Annotated in this window: 15 protein-coding genes and 1 pseudogene; 11 read left to right on the forward strand and 5 right to left on the reverse strand. The window is 58.4% G+C overall.

What is annotated here, in order from left to right; genetic code table 11:
* Positions 1-678 precede the first annotated feature (678 nt).
* Positions 679-1,038: pseudogene (locus PO605_RS29090) on the forward strand (GlcG/HbpS family heme-binding protein); the annotation flags it as partial.
* A 105-nt stretch (positions 1,039-1,143) separates the two neighbouring features.
* Here the strand turns inward: PO605_RS29090 and PO605_RS29095 are convergent.
* On the reverse strand, positions 1,144-1,434 hold the full coding sequence (locus tag PO605_RS29095; protein WP_272207250.1) for a hypothetical protein: 291 nt from the start codon (positions 1,432-1,434) through the stop codon (positions 1,144-1,146).
* Positions 1,435-1,615: 181 nt separating this feature from the next.
* On the opposite strand from PO605_RS29095, the gene ku reads away from it, so the two are divergent.
* The 9 genes from ku (at position 1,616) to PO605_RS29140 (ending at position 12,282) form a co-directional block, all read left to right on the forward strand.
* A complete protein-coding gene (gene ku, locus PO605_RS29100) occupies positions 1,616-2,530 on the forward strand; it encodes a non-homologous end joining protein Ku (protein WP_272207251.1) in 915 nt (304 codons plus the stop codon).
* A 27-nt stretch (positions 2,531-2,557) separates the two neighbouring features.
* Entirely contained in the window at positions 2,558-2,740 is a 183-nt protein-coding gene (locus tag PO605_RS29105; RefSeq protein WP_016452108.1) for a DUF3606 domain-containing protein, read from the forward strand.
* Positions 2,741-2,744: 4 nt separating this feature from the next.
* Positions 2,745-6,158: a DNA ligase D gene (ligD, locus tag PO605_RS29110; protein ID WP_272207252.1), complete on the forward strand. Its 3,414-nt coding sequence runs from the start codon at positions 2,745-2,747 to the stop codon at positions 6,156-6,158.
* A 152-nt stretch (positions 6,159-6,310) separates the two neighbouring features.
* On the forward strand, positions 6,311-7,882 hold the full coding sequence (locus PO605_RS29115) for an ATP-dependent nuclease (RefSeq protein WP_272207253.1): 1,572 nt from the start codon (positions 6,311-6,313) through the stop codon (positions 7,880-7,882).
* A complete protein-coding gene (locus PO605_RS29120; protein WP_272207254.1) occupies positions 7,867-8,901 on the forward strand; it encodes a DNA helicase UvrD in 1,035 nt (344 codons plus the stop codon). Before PO605_RS29115 ends, PO605_RS29120 begins: the two co-directional genes overlap by 16 nt.
* 248 nt (positions 8,902-9,149) lie before the next feature.
* A complete protein-coding gene (locus PO605_RS29125; RefSeq protein WP_272207255.1) occupies positions 9,150-9,593 on the forward strand; it encodes a DUF4279 domain-containing protein in 444 nt (147 codons plus the stop codon).
* Positions 9,594-9,708: 115 nt separating this feature from the next.
* Positions 9,709-10,707 carry a MerR family transcriptional regulator gene (locus PO605_RS29130; RefSeq protein WP_272207256.1) on the forward strand — a complete coding sequence of 333 codons (999 nt, stop codon included), beginning with the start codon at positions 9,709-9,711 and terminating at the stop codon, positions 10,705-10,707.
* Positions 10,708-10,769: 62 nt separating this feature from the next.
* Entirely contained in the window at positions 10,770-11,630 is an 861-nt protein-coding gene (locus PO605_RS29135; protein ID WP_272207257.1) for a class I SAM-dependent methyltransferase, read from the forward strand.
* Between the two features lie 133 nt (positions 11,631-11,763).
* A complete protein-coding gene (locus tag PO605_RS29140; protein ID WP_272207258.1) occupies positions 11,764-12,282 on the forward strand; it encodes a GNAT family N-acetyltransferase in 519 nt (172 codons plus the stop codon).
* A 534-nt stretch (positions 12,283-12,816) separates the two neighbouring features.
* On the opposite strand, the gene PO605_RS29145 is transcribed toward PO605_RS29140, so the two are convergent.
* Positions 12,817-13,731, reverse strand: a complete 915-nt coding sequence (locus PO605_RS29145) for a DMT family transporter (protein ID WP_272207259.1) — start codon at positions 13,729-13,731, stop codon at positions 12,817-12,819.
* 33 nt (positions 13,732-13,764) lie between these two features.
* Between PO605_RS29145 and PO605_RS29150 the strand changes: the two genes are divergently transcribed.
* The gene (locus PO605_RS29150; protein ID WP_272207260.1) at positions 13,765-14,736 is read left to right on the forward strand and encodes a LysR substrate-binding domain-containing protein; all 972 of its coding nucleotides are present in this window, start codon (positions 13,765-13,767) and stop codon (positions 14,734-14,736) included.
* A 421-nt stretch (positions 14,737-15,157) separates the two neighbouring features.
* Here PO605_RS29150 and PO605_RS29155 read toward each other — a convergent pair whose 3' ends face one another.
* The 3 genes from PO605_RS29155 to PO605_RS29165 all read right to left on the reverse strand — a co-directional run bounded on the left by PO605_RS29155 (position 15,158) and on the right by PO605_RS29165 (position 18,341).
* Positions 15,158-15,661, reverse strand: a complete 504-nt coding sequence (locus tag PO605_RS29155; RefSeq protein ID WP_272207261.1) for a DUF4142 domain-containing protein — start codon at positions 15,659-15,661, stop codon at positions 15,158-15,160.
* Between the two features lie 73 nt (positions 15,662-15,734).
* On the reverse strand, positions 15,735-16,031 hold the full coding sequence (locus PO605_RS29160; RefSeq protein ID WP_272207262.1) for a hypothetical protein: 297 nt from the start codon (positions 16,029-16,031) through the stop codon (positions 15,735-15,737).
* A gap of 324 nt (positions 16,032-16,355) precedes the next feature.
* Positions 16,356-18,341, reverse strand: coding sequence for a S9 family peptidase (locus PO605_RS29165; RefSeq protein WP_272207263.1), 1,986 nt, complete (start codon positions 18,339-18,341; stop codon positions 16,356-16,358).
* Between the last annotated feature and the right edge of the window lie 282 nt (positions 18,342-18,623).

Below are 18,623 nucleotides of genomic sequence, written 5' to 3' on the forward strand. Positions count from 1 at the left end.
AAAGGCATCCACGCTGAGCTGGCCGTACAGGGCGAATGCGCTGGGTCGGGCGCGAACGAGGATCGAAGGCTCGGACGTTGACCTATGCGGAGTGGGCTCGAGTGCTCCGCCAGCCCTACCGCACTGGCGCACCGGCGCGATGAAGGGTGTGCATCGTTTGAATGCCTAGAATTCGGGCGCGGGTGAAGCGCCCTGGGCCTTAGCGGCGGCCGCACCACCCCTACAGTGCATTTTTATGCCAGCCATCTACGGCGCTCGGCAGGATGACGGTACGGCCCTGAAAAGTCTGGTCCTCAAGTAGAGGCTGCTGTCGGCCACAAGCAGTCGTTCGATGGAGGAACAGGAAGTGGTCAAAGCTGACTCACCCGCCCTCAACGGTGCCGTAGCAAAGTGACGTCAAGTGAGTAGTCGGAACCTGGCGCGTGTGCGCCGACACCAGCGGGCGTAGCATCTCACTTTTGCACATTTTGAATTGAACGCCATGTCGGAAAATCACCAGCAGCGGACGGCGCCGGACACGGAGACGCCGTCGCAGCCACAGGACAACCTCAATTCTGCTTTGGCGCGTCTGCGCTCTGTTGTCGCGGCTGGTGATCGCCCGAAGGGAGCCTCAACTCTAGGCTTCAGTTATGTGCACGTGCACAGGTATCGCCAAGCTGAGCGAGGCTTGCCTGGCAAGAGGCCAAGAAGCAAGGCATAAACATCAGCATCTCTGTCGTCGACGAGAAGGCCTGGCCGCTGTACTTTAAGCGCTACGGCGAAGCGATGCTGGTCACCACTGTGCTCGTGCCCAACAAGGCCTACACCTCTGCCGTGATGCGGATGCCGTCGGGCGACCTGGCAAAACTGACGCAGCCGTCCCAACCGCTGTATGGGATCAACACCGCAGACCCGCGTGTGGTGCTGTTCGCGGGCGGCTACCCGCTTTTCGTGAATGGTAAGTTCGTTGGTGCGTTCGGCGTTGGCGGAGGAAGCTGGGACCAAGATGAGAAAATCGGCCAAACGGTTCTGAAGGCCTTCGCGGCGGTGACCAAGTAAAGCGGCTGCTGGAGTTTAGAAAATACCTATGCAGGATTGAGCGCTCGGCCGCCCTGCCACACTGGCGCGATAAGGGGTGAGCATCGTTTGGATGGGATTTCGGAGCTACCGGATGGGGCCGAATCCAAAGTAGGCAGCGTTCCTTGGCCCCTTGGGCGAGGCAGCATCCTTCCCATCGGATGTCGCTGGCTGAACCCTTCCTTCAGGTGGGATGTGCGCTCGGTCGGTCTGCTCAGCGTCTCTTCGCGGCCCCACATCCAGGTCGGCGATCATCTCTTCCAATGCCATCAGTCCGCTGGCCATGGCGGTTTTGTAGGTTTTGTATCCTTCCTTGGCGCGATCGATTTCCTTCCATTGATCCTCGTTCACGCGTTCAGTGATGACCCATTCAAACATCCCGGGGTCAGGCTCCGCGACATGAACGGCGAGGAGGCGTAGTACATCGGCCATGCCGAAGTATAGGCACGGACAACTGGTGCTGGAATGTGCCCAAACCTACGGAAACGTTAAGTCGCTGCCTACATCCGTCAACAAGACAGCCGAGCAAACTTTCTGCAGTCCAACTGCGGAGAGCTCCATGGCCACTGGCAGCCGCACCCTCTGGAAGGGTGCCATCACGTTCGGATTGGTTCACATCCCTGTTGGCCTCCACACAGCGGCTACAGAGGAAGGCGTGGATTTTGACTGGCTGGACAAGCGCAGCATGGACCCGGTGGGCTACAAGCGCGTGAACAAGCGCACCGGCCGCGAAATCACCAAAGAGAACATCGTCAAGGGCGTCGAGTACGAAGATGACAAGTACGTGATCATCAGTCCCGAAGAGATAGAAGCAGTCTTTCCCAAGACTACACAAACCATCACCATCGAGCGGTTCATCGAAGCCAACGAACTGCCGTTTGTCTTCTTAGAGCGCCCCTACTACGTCGCGCCGATCAACAAAAGTGACAAGGTCTATACCCTCCTGAGGGAAGCATTGATCTCCACCGGAAAAATCGGATTGGCCAAAGTGGTGATTGCGACAAAGCAGCACCTCGCGGCACTCGTACCTTCCGGACCAGCGCTGGTGCTGTCTTTGCTGCGCTGGGGCGACGAAGTCAAAACTCTAGACAGCCTCGATCTCCCTGCGGAGGGCCGCAAGTCCGTGAGCGCAGCCGAACTCAAGATGGCCACCCAGCTGGTCGAAGAAATGTCCGGAAAGTGGAACCCCGCCGACTTCAAGGATGAGTTCCGCATTCAGGTCATGAAACTCGTCGAGAAGAAAGCCAAGGCCGGGGAAGGAAAGACGGTGCTCGAACCTGAGGAGGAAGCACCTCAGTCCGCCGATGTCATTGATCTCACCGCATTGCTGCAGCGAAGCCTCAAAGGCGGCGGAAAGCCCAGCGACAAGTCAGCTACCAAAGCCCCCGCCAAGCAGGCGAGCAAGGCCTCCGCCAAGAAGGCACCGGCCAAGTCTGCCGCGCGAAAGTCCGGTACTGAACGCAAAGCCGCTTGATCTACAGTTTCCACCTCAGGAGCCGACATGCCCGACGACAAATCCCAATCCGGCGGCCAGGACCGCAAACGCATCAGCCTCTCCCAAGAGTACGAGGTTCGCGACTGGGCGAAGAAGTTCAACGTGACGCCGGAGCAGCTCGAAGCCGCTGTCCGCGCCGTGGGTAACGATGCTGCCGCTGTCGAGGAACACCTAAAGGGCATCCGGTGAGCCTGTGCGCGTCGCGACGTGGAACATCAACAACGTCAACAAGCGTGTAGCGCTGCTGGTGGACTGGCTGCAACGCACCCAGCCCGATGTGGTCGCGCTGCAGGAAATCAAATGCCCGACGGCTGATTTTCCGACCGCCGCGCTGCAGGAGGCCGGGTACAGCAGCCTGGTGGTGGGGCAGCGCACCTGGAACGGCGTTGCCATACTGAGCCGCAATGCGGACCCTCTGCCCATCGTCACGGCGTTGCCTGGTGACTCGGCAGACAAGGAGGCGCGCTACCTGGAGGCGGCCATCACTGGCATCTTGTTTGCCTGCCTGTATTTGCCCAACGGCAATCCCCAGCCGGGTCCCAAGTTCGACTACAAGCTTCGCTGGTTCGAGCGCCTACGGCGGCGGACCGAGGAGCTCTGGCATTCCGGGCACCCTGTCGTGCTGTTGGGGGACTGGAACGTTGTGCCCACGGACGCAGATATCTACAAACCCGATACTTGGCGCGATGACGCGCTGTTGCAGCCGGAGGCGCGTGCCGCCTTTGCCAGCATCCTGGCGCAAGGTTGGACGGATGCCATCGGCAAGGTCCATCGCAAGGTGCCCTTCACGTTCTGGGATTACCGGCGCAAGCGGTGGGAACGCGACGCTGGGCTGCGCATCGACCACATTCTCGTTGGACACTCGCTGAAGCTGCTGGACGCGGGAGTGGATCGCGAGGAGCGCGGCAAGGAGAGTCCGAGCGACCATGCCCCGGTGTGGGCGGAGCTCACTGTCGAGAAAGCACGAGCGGTGCGCAAACCGACCATAGCTACCAAGAAATCGCTTGCCACGAAGAAGGCCGAGAGGACGGCGAAAGCCAAACCCCCATCCACTCCTGAACCGCTCGCACAGTACAAGGCCAAGCGCGATTTCACGAAGACTTCCGAACCCCCCGGCGCTGCTGCGAAGCTGCCTCGTCGCGCAAAGGGCGCGGCGGATCCATTGCAGTTTGTGATCCAGAAACACTGGGCGTCCCGTCTGCACTACGACTTCCGGCTGGAGATGGACGGCGTCATGGTGAGCTGGGCAGTCCCAAAAGGTCCATCGTTCGACCCCAAGGTCAAGTCCATGGCCATTCATGTCGAGGACCACCCCACCGACTACAACACCTTCGAGGGGACCATTCCGAAAGGCGAGTACGGCGCCGGCAAGGTCATCATCTGGGACCGCGGAACGTGGGAGCCCGTGGGCGATCCTCGCGACGGGCTGGCCAAGGGCAAAATCATGTTCCACCTCCACGGCCAAAAGCTTGCGGGTCTTTGGGAACTTGTGCGCATCTCGAAGCCTGGCGAGAAAAAGCAGGCTCAGTGGATGCTGTTCAAGAAACGCGGCGACGCCTGGGCTCGGCCGAGCACGGAGTATGACGTCATCGCAGCGCTGCCCGACAGCGTGGTCGAGACGCCGCTGGGACTCGCGGAGGAACGTGAGCCGGACGTTGGCACGACGGGATCCGCACTTGGCGCCACATCTCAACCGCTGGCGAACGCCAGAAAATCCCGCCTTCCTGCCAAGCTGGAGCCGCAACTCGCCACGCTGGTGTCGTCGGTCCCTGATGGCGACTGGATCATCGAGACCAAGTTCGACGGCTATCGCATTCTTGCGCGCTTGGAGGGAGATGCGGTTCGCCTCTATACGCGCAACGGTAATGACTGGACAAAGAAGCTGCAGCAGGTGGCCGATGGCATCGCCGAGCTTGGCCTGACGCGCGCTTGGCTTGATGGGGAAATCGTGGTGCTGAATGACGCCGGTATCCCGGATTTCAACCGCCTTCAGAACGCGATCGACAACGCTCGCACGCGGGACATCGTGATGTTCGTGTTCGATGTGCCCTACCTGGGCGATCAGGACCTTCGCAGCGTACCGCTGGTAGCGCGGCGGCAGCTGCTCCAGGAGCTGTTCGACAAACGCGAGAGCAGCACCGTCCGGTTCAGCCAGGCTTTCGAGGTCGCGCCCTTCCAGCTTTTGGGCGCCGCCTGCGACATGGGGCTGGAGGGCCTGATGATCAAGCGGGCGGATGCAACGTATGTATCCGGGAGAACCGACAGCTGGTTGAAGCTCAAGTGCCAGCACAGGCAGGAGTTCGTGGTTCTGGGCTTCACCGACCGCACTGGCGCTACCAAAGAGGTCGGTAGTCTGCTGCTGGGTTATCACGAGGAGGGGAAGCTTGTGGCGGCCGGATCCGTCGGCACGGGATGGGGTTCCTCGACGGGGGCCAAACTGCATGACCGATTGGTGAAGCTCGAAGTTCCGGACCCGCCACTGGACGCGGCCGAGTTCAAGCCTGGCCGGTGGTCCAAGCGCAAGGTCGGTGCCGAGCGGTGGGTCCGTCCCTCCCTGGTGGTGGAGGTGGCGTTTGGGGAATGGACCCCCGACAAACGCATTCGGCACGCGGTGTTCCGAGGTATCCGCACGGACAAGCCGGCGAAGATGATCGTCCGCGAGCGCGTGAAGAACCCAGCCGCCTCAGCGCTTGCCCCCGTTGCGACAGAGTCCAAGGCAGCGCGGACGATCTCCAAGGTCAAGATCACCCATCCCGACCGGGTGATTGATCCCACCACGGGATTGCGCAAAATTGATCTTGTGCGCTACTACGAGAGCGTTGCCGAGTGGATGCTGCCCCATCTCAAGGATCGCCCCGCATCGCTGGTCCGAGCGCCAACCGGGATTACGGGGCAGTTGTTTTTTCAGAAGCACCCAGAAAGCAAGATGCCGGGGCTCAAGGAGCTGGACCCCGCCCTGTGGCCCGGACACGAGGCGCTGTTGGCTGTGAACTCCGCCTACGCGCTGACTGCGGCAGCGCAGATGAACGTGGTTGAGTTCCACACGTGGAACTCCAAGGTCGCCCGCATCGAGCAGCCGGACCGGTTCGTGCTCGACCTTGATCCTGGAGAGGGTGTCACCTGGCCGATGCTTCAGGAGGCCGCGCAGCTCACCCGCGTGATGCTCGCCGAGCTGGGGCTGGAGTGCTGGCTCAAGACCAGCGGTGGAAAGGGACTGCACGTAGTGGTGCCGATCACGCCCAAGCGCGACTACACCGAGGTGAAAGCGTTCTCGCAAGGCGTGGTGAAGCACATGGCGCGGGTGATCCCAAGCCGGTTCGTTTCCGTGATGGGCGGCAAAAACCGCGTCGGGAGAATCTTCATCGACTACCTTCGCAACGGACATGGGCAGACCACCGCGTGCGCCTTCTCAGCGCGCTCGCGGCCTGGGATGGGGGTTTCGATGCCGGTGGGTTGGGAGCAGCTCAAGGAGCTCAAGGGCGGCGCGCAGTGGACGATTGCAACGGCGCGGGAGTATTTGAGTTTTCAGCAGGAAGATCCCTGGAGGGAATTCTGGAAGAAGCGGCAGTCAGTCGACAGTGCCATAAAAATACTCGCTGGAACATAGGGAGGCGTGGGCCGTGATGCCGTTGGATCGGGGACCACCTGCGAAGCACGTCGGCTTTAGGCTGATTGCGGTCTTTCGAGGGCGACTTCCCGACTGCCGAAGCGTCCGGGCCCGACGCGAGACACTGACAACGAACCGGGGGAGGAGAGGCTATGCCCGCCATCACGAAAGTCGTTCTTCGGAACTTCAAGCGATTCGATAAGCTGGACCTGCTGCTCAAGCCAGGGCTCAACGTCCTCCTCGGAGACAACGAAGCGGGAAAGAGTAGTGTGCTGCTGGCCATCGACCTGGCTCTGAGCGCTAGCCGGTCGAAGATCGAGTCGCTGGGCGTCGAAGCGCTCCTGAACGCCGCTGCGGTCGACCGTTTCATGGGCAGCCGCCGCCTGGTCGCGGATTTGCCGAAAATGCTCGTGGAGATTTTCCTGACGGAGGCGACCGATCCTTCCCTGAATGGAAGGAACAACGTCGACGGAAGGGAGTGCGACGGGATCAAGCTGGAAATCGCGGTGCCTCGCGAGCTGGAGGACGAAGTCAAGGAGCTGCTGCAGGATCCCGACGCACCCTTCCCCTTCGAATACTATGCACCGCGCTTTGCGACGTTCGCCGAGGATTCGCAGATAGCGTTCAAGAAGCATGTGCGCCACCTGCTGCTGGACAGCTCGCGCATTGACAGCGAGCAAGCTACCCGCGTCTACACGCAGTCGCTGTTCTCGGTGAACGCCGACGCGAAGGCCCGAAGTAGGCTGGAGAGTTCATACCGCAAGGCGAAGGACGAGTTTCGCGACGCGCACCTGAAAGAGATCAACGAAGCGCTGACCGACTACACGTTCGGCGTGCGCACGAGCTCGAAGACGAACCTTGGGACTGACCTCGTTATCTTGGAGGACCAACTGCCGCTCGACGTGCGCGGCAAAGGCAGGCAGTGCCTGGTCAAAACCAGCTTCGCACTGCGCCGCGGCGGCGAAGGTACCCAGCCGCTCCACCTGCTGCTGCTCGAAGAGCCCGAGAACCATCTCAGCCACTCGCACATGCGAAAGCTTGTCGAACGCCTCTCGCAAGCCGAGGGGCGGCAACTCCTCGTGGCCACCCACAGCAGCATGATCTGCTCACGGCTCGACCTGCGTAAGGCAGTCTTGTTGGGGACAGAACCTTCCAAGCGCGGCGCGCTGTCGGATCTGAGCGAGTCGACGTCGAAGTTCTTCATGAAGGCGCCGGACAACAACGTGCTGCAATTCGTGTTGTCGAAGAAGGTGATTCTGGTCGAGGGCGACGCTGAGTTCATCTTGTTCGAGGAGCTCTATGCCAAGCACGCCAAGGGGAACACGCTCGCGGAGGACGGCGTTCACGTCATCTCGGTAGGCGGAACCAGTTTCAAGCGTTATCTAGAACTCGCGCGGCTCTTGGGGGTCCGGGTCGCTGTTGTGCGCGACAACGACAAGCACTGGCAGAAGAACTGCGTGGACAACTACGCGGAGTTCCGCATGGACAACGCTCGCGTATTCGCGGATCCAGACGACGCACGGAGCACGTTCGAGGTCTGCCTCTATGAGGACAACAAGGCGCTCTGTGACCGGCTGTTCGGAACCTCGCGCAAAACGCTCAGCGTGCTCGACTACATGCTGGCGAACAAGGCCGATGTCGCCTTCGAGCTTCTCGACAAGGGCGCCTCGGAGCTCCGCGCGCCCAAATACATCCAGGACGCGATCGCATGGATAAGACAGTGACGTTCGCGGTGGCGGGCTCGGGAAAGACCCGCAGCATCGTCGAGCAGATTGACCCGTCGCGGCGCTCCCTGGTCATTACCTACACGACCAACACCGAGGACGACCTGCGCCGTCGGATCGCGAACAGGCTCGATGGGCGAGACGCCTCCGTCACGGTCGATACCTACTTTTCGTTCCTGAACCGCTTCTGCTACAAGCCCTTGCTACAGCAGGACATGCAGAGCCGGGGCATTTCATTTTCGGCCCCATCCCAGACGTCAAGCCGCATGCCGTTATCTAGCAGGCTACGCTACATGCATGGCGATCGGGTCTACCACTGCCGGATGGCCAAGCTTCTTGCGGTGAAAGGATGTCTTGGGGATGTGCGCGAGAGGCTCGACCGGTACTACGACGATGTCTATGTCGACGAGGTCCAGGACTTCGGAGGGCATGACTTCAACTTTCTCCTGGAGATCGCGCAGGCTCGGGCGCGCTTTCGCCTAGTGGGCGACTTCTATCAGCACACCTTTGCGACGAGCCACGACGGCAACGTCAACAAGTCGTTACACGACAATTACGACGATTACCGCGCGAGATTCGCCAAGGCGGGGTTCAAGGTCGACACCACGACGCTCGGCGCGAGTCATCGCTGCGGGCCAGCGGTCTGCGACTACATCACCAAAACGCTCGGCATCCAGATCGCCGCCGCCAGCGTGAGTGCCGCGCGTGTGGAGGTCGTCGAGTCCCAGGGAGACGTCGATCGGCTCCACTCCGACCAGAAGACAGTAAAGCTGTTTCTGGAGCGGCACTGGCTCTACGGCTGTCACTCGAACAACTGGGGCGCTAGCAAAGGCCTAGACCACTACCAGGATGTTTGCGTCGCGCTTAACCCTACCAGTTGGGCCCTGTTCTTGCGCGGTGAGCTCGCCTTGGCGAAACCGATCATCCGCAACAAACTCTATGTCGCATTCTCCCGCGCTCGTGGAAATCTCTTTCTAGCACCCGAGTCATTGTTTAAGAAGCATCGCTCTGGCACCTAAGGCGCTATCTCTATCTACCGCGCTTGGCATCATCTCCGACCTAGTTGTCCGCTATTTAGCCAACAGCGGTCAAACCACGCCCGGACCTGGCTGACTGCTACCGCTGCGCAGCAGACATGGCATCAACGGTGTGAACGACAGCAGCGGGTCGATCTGCGACGGTCGCGGACCGGCCATGTCCCGACATTCGCTCCACGGGCACAATGGAGCCAACAGCGGTCCTTCGTAAATCTGAATAGGCTTCACTAATGGTTCATCTCGAACGGTCTGTGGCAACGTTGCGCATCATGGGTGACGAACTAGTGCCTGAGGAAATTTCGAGGCTACTCAGTGCAATGCCGACGTCAGCTCATGTGAAAGGGCAGCAGCTTCCTTCGAGCCTATCGGGCCGCATTGGCACGAAGAAATCTGGCATGTGGCGTCTAAGGGCGAAGGAGACCGAGCCAGAAGACTTGGATGGTCAGGTCTCGGAGTTGCTTGGTCAAGTCACGTCGGACCTAGCGGTTTGGGGTGACATCGTGACTCGGTTTCGTGTTGACCTGTTCTGCGGATGGTTCATGGACAGTAATAGCAAGGGCGTGGAGCTTTCACCCGAGACCATGCTTGCACCAGCGCAGCGCGGCATCAAGTTGTCGCTTGACACCTACGGGCCGGAAGCTTCGGATGGCCTTGAGCTTGTGTCGCAGACTTAGGTTAACCCGCCATGCCGGCAATTGAAAGAACGCTAAGCCCGCTTTAGGGCGGTTACCCCCTACAGGCTCGACCTTTACCAGACAATCGTGGTAAATCTGACAAACCGTGTAAACCGTGGACGCCATTCATCTCACCATAGGAGCAGTCGCCAAGCGTGCGGGTATCACCGTACGTACTCTGCATCATTACGACCATATCGGATTGGTATGCCCCAGTGCCCGAAGCGAGTCGGGGTATCGCCTCTACAGTGCCAACGACATCGAGCGATTGCATGCCGTTCAGTCCCTCAAACAACTAGGACTCAGCCTCGAAGCGATTGCGGCAACATTGACTGGAGGTGAAGTCACACCTCAAGTGTTACTGCGTCGCCAGGTAGAAGATGCTACGCGCAAGCTGGTAGAAATCCAGGAGCTCAAAGAAAAGCTGCTGTTTCTGGAGCACGCTGTCTCTAGCCAAAACGCATCGGCCGGTGATTTGCTCGACGGCATTCGCCTCCTTGAGACTCACCAGTTGTACCTTCCCTCAGAGGACGTACGGCGGCTGCTTGCGCGCTGGCGTCGCGCCAAGGCCCGATGGCAGCCAGTTGCCGGGGAATTGCTTGCATGCCGAAGCGGCGCTGTTCCGGTCGATGCAGCGCAAACGCAGTTGCTCGCACAACGGTGGATGAACATCGCAATGTCTGTTTTCGGAGGACGGCTGGGCGCCATCCTTGATTGGGCGCGAATGCATCGGGAAGCGCCTGAGACGGCGCGGCACGCTGGACTTGAGCCAGAGCTCATGCAATACCTTGAACAAGCCATCGAGTTACGCCTGGAAGCATTGCGCCGTCATCTCTCGCCAGACGAACTTAACAGACTGGATGGCTCTACAGGGCCTGAGTGGGAGACATTTGCGGCTCAAGGAGAGAGGCTGCTCGCCAATAGAGTCTCTCCAAAGACAAAGGCTGCGCGCGAGTTGGTGGCGCGATATCGCGAACTCTCGCTTAGAACCGTAGCGCAGGATATGTCGCTTGCGGTCAAGCTGAAGCAGGCCTATACCTCGGAGCCCATATTGGCGCTCGGTCACTTTGTTGGTCCACAGCTGAGGGCATACCTCGAAGCTGCTGCCTCTTGACCCTGACGTTACGTCAGGCCTGAAAGTACTCCTTTCGTTGAACCAACAACAGGAGTATTCCAATGAAATTCACTGACTGTCCAAGCCCCTCGGCCATGCGTGTCGCCACTTCACGAGCAGCGCACCAGATTCTCGAAGGCGACCTGATATTCAACGACCCCTTCGCCATAGCGTCTTTGGGAAGTGCCAATGCTGCATCACTGATGCGCGAACCAATGGTGCAAAACGATGTCCCGTCACGCTCCATGCGGGCGGGCATCGTAGCCCGCTCACGATTCGCGGAAGACCATTTGCTGAAAGCCATTGCCAACAGGACTGTGCAATACGGCGTAGTCGGGGCAGGTCTGGATACATGGGCACTGCGCAGTGCGTCCACGCTTCCTGCCGTCACCACGTTTGAACTGGACCAGCCTTCAATGCAGAAATGGAAGACAGACCTATATGCAGACAACGGATGGGCTCAGCCCGCAAGCCTGCGCTATGTAGCCACCGATTTGCGGGAGATGACCAGTGTTGATGGTCTTCTCGCAGGTGGAGCAGACCTTGCCAAGCCTGTCAGCCTGTCTGTGCTGGGGGTGCTCGTCTACCTTTGCAACGATGTGGTTGAGCGCGAGATTGCTGCGTTACAGCAACTTGCTCCAGGCTCCACCGTTACGCTGGACTACCGCCTGGATGAGGCCCAACTGCATCCTGTGGAGCGAGTCATGATGCAGTTCACGGCCAGCATGATGGCTGCGGGAGGCGAGCCGTGGCAATCATCTTGCACGCCGGAGCGCATGCGTGAACTGCTGTCATTTGCGGGCTTTGAAGTCGATGAAGACTTGGGGCCGGCAGAACTCAACGCCCGCTATTTCGCGGGCCGCAGAGATGGCTTGCAGATTGCAGGCGGCGGCTTCCGTTATCTGTGTGCGGTCAAGCGATAGACTGACCAAGAGCATCTGTACAGTTTGCGTGCAGATGCTACCCCACAATCGTTGTGGAGGACTGCACCTCACTAAAGTGCCTGGTTCACTGGCGCGGGTGCAGCCTTCCAATTGACCGGTCATTTCCGCCCACATGTTCATTCGTGTTGCCACCCTTGAGGACGCGGCATATTTGCCGCGAATCGAAAAGTCCGCCAGCGAGCTCTATCGAGCTATCCCCCATTTGGATTGGCTGGCAGATGGCCAGGTCATCGCGCGGGCTGAACATGAGCGGCTCATTCTCAAGAGAACCGTTTGGGTCGCTGAGACATTGCAGGACAACCTGGTCGGATTTTTGAATGCCGAAGTTTTAAATCATGAGCTTCACATTTGGGAGCTTTCTGTTCATGGCGATTGGCAACGACAAGGTGTTGGCACGGGACTGCTTCGCAGCGCGTACCAATATGCGGTGGAGACCGGCTTGGCTGCGCTGACGCTGACGACTTTTAAAGATGTTCCGTGGTGTGCGCCGGCGTATGCAAAATTCGGGTTCAAACCCGTGATGAACCCTGTCCTGCATCTTCGAGATGCGCTGAATGCCGAGGCTGCTCACGGCCTCCCAGTCGAGCGGCGAGTAGCAATGCGTTTGCCCATAACAAGGCCAGAACAATAACTTGGACGTAGGCAGTCTTCATGCCGGAGGCGGCTTAGTTCACCATGAGTGCCCACAGTGGTACAGACTTAAAGCATTAACGTGACAGCGGCTGTGGAGGTTCCTGCAACACCCACACCGGTGCCGCTTTTTGGCGAACTGTGGGAGCGGCTGCTGTTGTCGGTGATGGTGCTGGGCTTTGCAGCGCTCGGCCTGTACATGCGCCGCTAGTGATGGCGTGACGATTGCAATGCAGCGAAAGCTGCGCCTATAGCTGGCGGTAATTGATGGCCGCTGGCTTTTTAGAGCACTAGGGAGTCATGTCCTTGGTGCTTTTTTGTGGGAGCCGGGTACGGGCTGAATGACCGCTTTGGTGCAAGACGAACTTCCGGTTTGGGTCGAGAGCCGTCGTCTGGTTGTCTCCGCTGAACGTCGTCAACCAGCCTGAAGCAGCCGGCCAGACGGGCGTCGCTGCTGACTACTCCTGGCCGAGAGCGGAATTCCGCTCGATCTTGGCAGAAGGCAGCAACCGCTGCGCAGCAGACAGGGGTGATGTCATGCAGCTTTGGCTCTTTGGGCTGTCGGCACGGAAGGTACGCACAGAACCAGCCAAAGCGCCACAGCGATCAGGCCCCCGCCAACCCCATGGGCCCAGCCTACCGGCTCGTCAAGCAGCAGCCATCCCCAAAAAAGGCCGAAGAGAGGGATCACGAAGGTCACTGTGAGCGCCTTCAATGCGCCCACATCCGCAATGAGCCGGAAATACAGAACGTAGCCCAAGGAGGTGCAAAGCATCCCCAGCGCAAGAAGCGACCACCACACGCCGGCCGGTACCCGTTGTAGCGCAATCGGCTCCTGCGCGAGTTGCCAGGCGGCGAAGGGTATAAGCAGCAACAACGCACCGGCCTGACTCCCCAGGGCGACCAGGCGACTGTCCAGTCCGCCCCGTTGCGCAATCCAACGTGTAGTGAGGAAGCCCGCAAGCGCATAGCAAGCTGTGGCCAGCAGACATGCGGTTATGCCCCCTGCCGCCTGAAGAGGGGCGCTCAATGGTGCGGCACCGGTGAGCACCGCCACGCCCGCGACTCCCAGCAAGACGCCCAGGATCTTCGCGCCAGTGACGCGCTCCCCAAAAACCAGTGAGCCAACGGCTACCGCCATCAACGGTGTGGTGGCGTTGAGGATCGCGCTGTATCCAGTGGGCAAACTGCGCGAAGCCCAAGCGAACAGTAGGAACGGCAACCCGGAATTGATGGCACCCAGTGCCAGCGTTGCCAAGAATCGCCCCTTGAACCGCATCGGCACCCGCATGATTGCAACTAATGCAATCAAGCCGAAAGCGCCCAGCGCCGCCCGACCGAAAGCCGTCGCACTTGCTCCGAGCTCCGGTGAAATGATGCGCATGAAGAGGAAACTGCCGCCCCATAAGGCCGCGAGGATCAAGAGACGAGTCAGACTGGCGAAAGACATGGCTGGGGGGAAGCTGTTGAGCTCTGCTATTGCATGGTTTGCCATCTTCCAGCGAACATCCGTAGCAAACAACGCAGCATTTTTCAAGCAGCGTTGAGTGCAACTCAACTCGATATGGCACCTGACCCCCTTCCACCCCTGCCTGCACTGCGTTTCTTCGAGGCCACCGCGCGCCATGGCAGCGTGACCCGTGCCGCCGCCGAACTGCATGTCACGCCAGGTGCGGTTACGCTGCAGATCCGCAAGCTAGAGACGTTCCTTGGCTGCTCACTTTTTGAGCGTCAAGCCCGTGGCATGGTGCTCACAGCCGAAGGCAACGCTTATGTGGCCGCTTGTCAGGAGGCGTTGGCGCTCATCAGGCAGGCCTCCAGTCGCCTGCGCAGGGGGCAGCAAGTGCGCATATTGCTGAGCTGCACGCCAGGTTTCGCAGTGCAGTGGTTGGTGCCTCGACTGCAGAGCTTTCAAGACGAAGCACCCACGGTGGATGTGCAGATCTCGACCACGAATCGAAAAGTCGATCTTTGGCACGAGGACGTGCATTTCGCGGTACGACACGGTTTGGGCGAAACACCCCAGGGGGCGTGCTCGGTGCCGCTGCTAACCGACGAGCTGGTTCCCGTATGCAGCCCTCGCTTGATTGCTCCACGCCGTCGCGCCGTCCTGACGGACATTACCTCCAGCCGCTTGCTGCACGACGAACACCGCGAAGACTGGCGCTTGTGGTGCCTATCCGCAAATGTGCAGGACATCGACACGCAGCGCGGCATGGTGTTTGCTGGCTCCAACGGCGTGGTCGAAGCGGCCCTGGCGGGACGCGGTGTGGCATTGGTTCGTCGATCCCTCATCGAACCCGAATTGGCCGCCCGGCGTTTGGTGGAGGTGCAGGTGCCGGCCCTCCGCACCCCGTTGGGTTATCACCTGCTCTACCGTGAGGCCACGTTGAGGGCTAGTCCTATGCGTGCGTTCTTCGATTGGCTTGTGAAGCAAGCACGCCTTTCTCAATAGGCATCCGACAAGGTTGGAGGATCAGCGTGGCGCGCAATACAGGCAGTTCTCAGAAATGCCTCCTGTGTGCACGTGACCTCCCGAGAGACATGGGCAAACGCGCGGAGGGGCGGACAGTCCATCATCAGCGCGCCGAATACCGGTCTGACTACAGTCAGCTCCGTCGACGAAGGCAGCGACAGGGCCATATTCCGTACCAAGGTCAAGTAAGTCACAGGCCCCATTCGCTGGGCAGGACGGTGGCTTAGACCCCCGTCCTGAGCGGCCTTGCAGGAGACATCGCCTTGAAGGGCTGCGAGGCTGGCGACACGCTATCCACGAAAACTCCTTCAAGGGCAGGAGACGCTACTGGGAGTAGCTCTCCTCTACCCTTGCCTGAGCGTAGTCTTCAAAAGATGTAGGCAGGGATGAGGAAAGATCCCTACTTGCCTAGACTTTTCTGCAGGTCCTGGGCATGCTCACGATGGTTGACAAGGGCAGGCAGCGTTTTGGCAGCAAAAGCCTTGATCTGCGGATCGTCAGCGTTCTTGCTGGCCTTCTCAAAAAGTTTGATGTCCTTGCGGTGGTCATCAATGCCCACTTCCCGGATGAACTCCTTGTCGAAATGCTTGGCCTCGGCGACCTTGGCCAAGCGGTTTTTCTTTTCTGCAGGCAACTCAGAAGGCAGGACCGCGCTCTTGCTGGTAGCCAAAGCCTTCAGTTCATCGTTCGTTGAGGAATGGTCCTTGACCAACACTTCGCCAAAGGCCTTGACATCAGATGAGTTCGCCTTTTCTTGGGCTAAACGTCCTGCCTCCACTTCATAAAGACCACCAACTGCAGCCTTGTTCAGGAACTCTTGGTCCTTCTTGCTGACTTGGGCGTTCGCACCGACGGAAAGGGCCAGACCAAGAATTGCGGCCACCATCACAGATGCCTTTTTCATACTCACTCCTTTCAATACATGTATGGCAAAGAAGTTCTACCACTCTCACTGATAAACGGATCCTTAACCAACATTACCGTTTTTCGTCATTCTTTTCTTTGCGCCAACTGGCGGAATCTTCGTTTTTATCCTCCGACGTGTCTTCCCGCGTCCGTTCGTTCTGCGCTGGGTCTTCGCTGTGAGAATGGTCAATTTTTCCTGCTTGCTTACTCAGAGAAGCATTCCTGGCGCCCCCAAAGCTACTGGGGCTGCCCGAAAAATAATCCCCACCTCTATTTTTCGGATCCGGCTCGTTTCTGACGTTTCTGGGCTCACCAATATTTCCGACAGAAGCTTTGTAGTTAGTCCTGCCATCGGATCCTTCTTTCATATATCTAGCATGCTCTTCGGCAGACGGGGGAGTTCTCATTTTGGTCATATCAAATTCCAATCCAACTTTGTAAAAAAATCAATAGGCACAATTTTTTGCACTATAAGATATTTCCCTGTATGGTTGTCATTCGTGCGAGACGCTTATTTACTACGCACAGTCCATAAGCCTTGGAAAAATCGCCAATACTGATATGATGCTCCTTTCTTATCTGGCCGTCTCTGATTCGCCAAATATTTACACACCCATCCAGGCTCTGAATATTCCGCCAGGGCGGCCGCCTATAGATCGCATATGACCTCCTTTCACGGACTCGTAAGAATCTCAGCTCCTATTTTCTATACAACTTTCAAGCCATTCACATATTCTTTGAAGCACATCAACGCGATGCGAAGGCCGTCCTGAGACAGAAAATGAATGATCAGCTCCAGGGTAGAGAACCATTTCCGTATTAACGTTTCCAGCCCAGGCAAGTTTCACATAAAGCTCTTCCGTCTGTGACTTTGGGCAGCGCTCGTCTTCCATGCCCTGTATGAATAGCGTCGGAGTTCTCACGTTATCCATAAGAAACGTTGGCGACAATCGATACGCAAGCTGGTGGAATTCACTCTTTTTGGCATCTATGGAGTAAGTGTCAGAATAATACCCACCATCGGAAGTACCAAAATGAGACTCGATATTTCCGACCGGGGCGCACACAACGGCAGCGCTAATCCATTCACACTTCCCTATGCTATAGGCTGCCATGAAACCTCCATAGGAGGTTCCACCGACCGCGATGCTGTCGCCAACAACCCCCTCAATCTGCAGCTGCTTCACGATGGCCAGATGCTGCGGCAGATCAAGTTCACCCCATTTGCCGCGCAGCCTCTCCGAGAACTTTCGGCCATAACTGCATGATCCAACCGTGTTGGCTGACAATATCGTCCAACCAGCGCAGGCTAATATCTGCCAATAGGAGTGGGCGGAAAACCTCAAATCTACGTAGCTTGCCGGCCCGCCATGGAAATCAACAAGCAGCGGGCCCTTCGTTTTTCTTTTTCTCTCGATACCGCCTTGCAGTTGCAGCACCCAGCCGTCTATATCCTCCGTTCCGCCATCGCCGTCAGGCGCGCAAAAGCTCCTATACATCACAGCCAGCTTGTCTCTTTCATTCCACCAAGCATTGAAGCTGCTGATTTTCTGCTCTTGCTCCCCGCCGATTGCCTTGTAATAGACTTCCTGCGGGCTTGTCGGATCTTCTGCCGTGTACACAAACCCATCCCCTAGGGCCAATGAATCCAGATGACGGTTGCCTTTGGCAATCACTTTGCATTGCCCCTCCGGCACCGAGATCAAAGCGGCGGACTGCACACCCTCGCGCGCCTGTATGAAACCGACCGAATTACCGCTTCGGGTCCAGCACAGGTCTCCGGGCACCACCTCCAAGGATTCGGAGCCCAGCCCTTTGACCTCTTTGGTTTCCAGATCTATCAACCAGAGCCTACACTGGGGATCACCTGAATTCAGGGAGCCCGTAAAGACTATCCATCGGCCATCGGGCGACCAGCTGGGTGATGAACTGTTGGCCTGGTCAAAGGACATGCGCTCAGCCCTGCGCACGTTGTCGTTCTCGACATCCAGCACCCAAATATCCGTACAGTGATATTCATTGGGTTTCTCTCGGGTTCTGGAAATGCATATCTTCTTTCCATCCGGGCTCCACGCCGCACTGCGGACCTCGTAATCTCCGGAAGTGATCTGGCTCGTCTGCCCATCGTTCACATCGACGACGAACAGGTGACTGCGGGTGTCGAGGATGTAGCCTGTTCCGTTGAGCTTGTAAGGAAGCCTCCAGCACAGCTTCGGAGAATCTGGATTTGGCGCCTTGGCCTTCGCCCCGTCGTCCCGGACGCATCCTTCGTGACGCTGGTTGGGGTCAACGGTGACATTGCCTATCACCAGCAGCCTGTCCCCGGTGGGGCTCCAGCGCGTATCCGAAGCGCCGCGCGCAAGGCTAGTGAGTTGGCGAGGCTCTCCACCATTGCAAGGCAGGAGATAGACCTGGGACGAACCTTGGTTCCGGTTGGACAGATAAGCGATCTGGGAAGCATCGGGGGACCATCGAGGCCCGCTGTCAAGACTCGATCCCCAGGTAAGCTGTCTGGGCTCGTCGCCCACCGGGGAAATCAACCATAGACACGAAAAATACTCATCCTTTTCCCGGTCGGCTCCTTTCACGGAGCAGACAACTTGGTTCTTCGCGGAAACATCAAGTCCGGAAACAACTCTGTCAAGATACACATCTTCCGGAGTAAAGGACTGGGTCATGAAGGCTCCTACTAGGTTGAAAAGTGCTTGGCATATCACAAGCCCCGCAAGGCATTAAAGCTACTCATTGCCTCTGATGGACTTGTCGTGTATTTCTCGGATTTTCCTGCAACGCCCCGGAATAAAAACCCAGGCCATGATTCATGTTGTTGCGGTTTTGCTTTGACATAATCCACTCCTAGAGATTTCGGAAAAATCAAAAAGCGAGATGCACTCACAACCTTTGCGAATAATCTGTATAGGCAGAGTCACCCTGTCCGGCGAACTCTGTATTTCATTCGT

Source organism: Delftia sp. DT-2, assembly GCF_028401915.1.
Classification (GTDB): domain Bacteria; phylum Pseudomonadota; class Gammaproteobacteria; order Burkholderiales; family Burkholderiaceae_C; genus Comamonas; species Comamonas tsuruhatensis.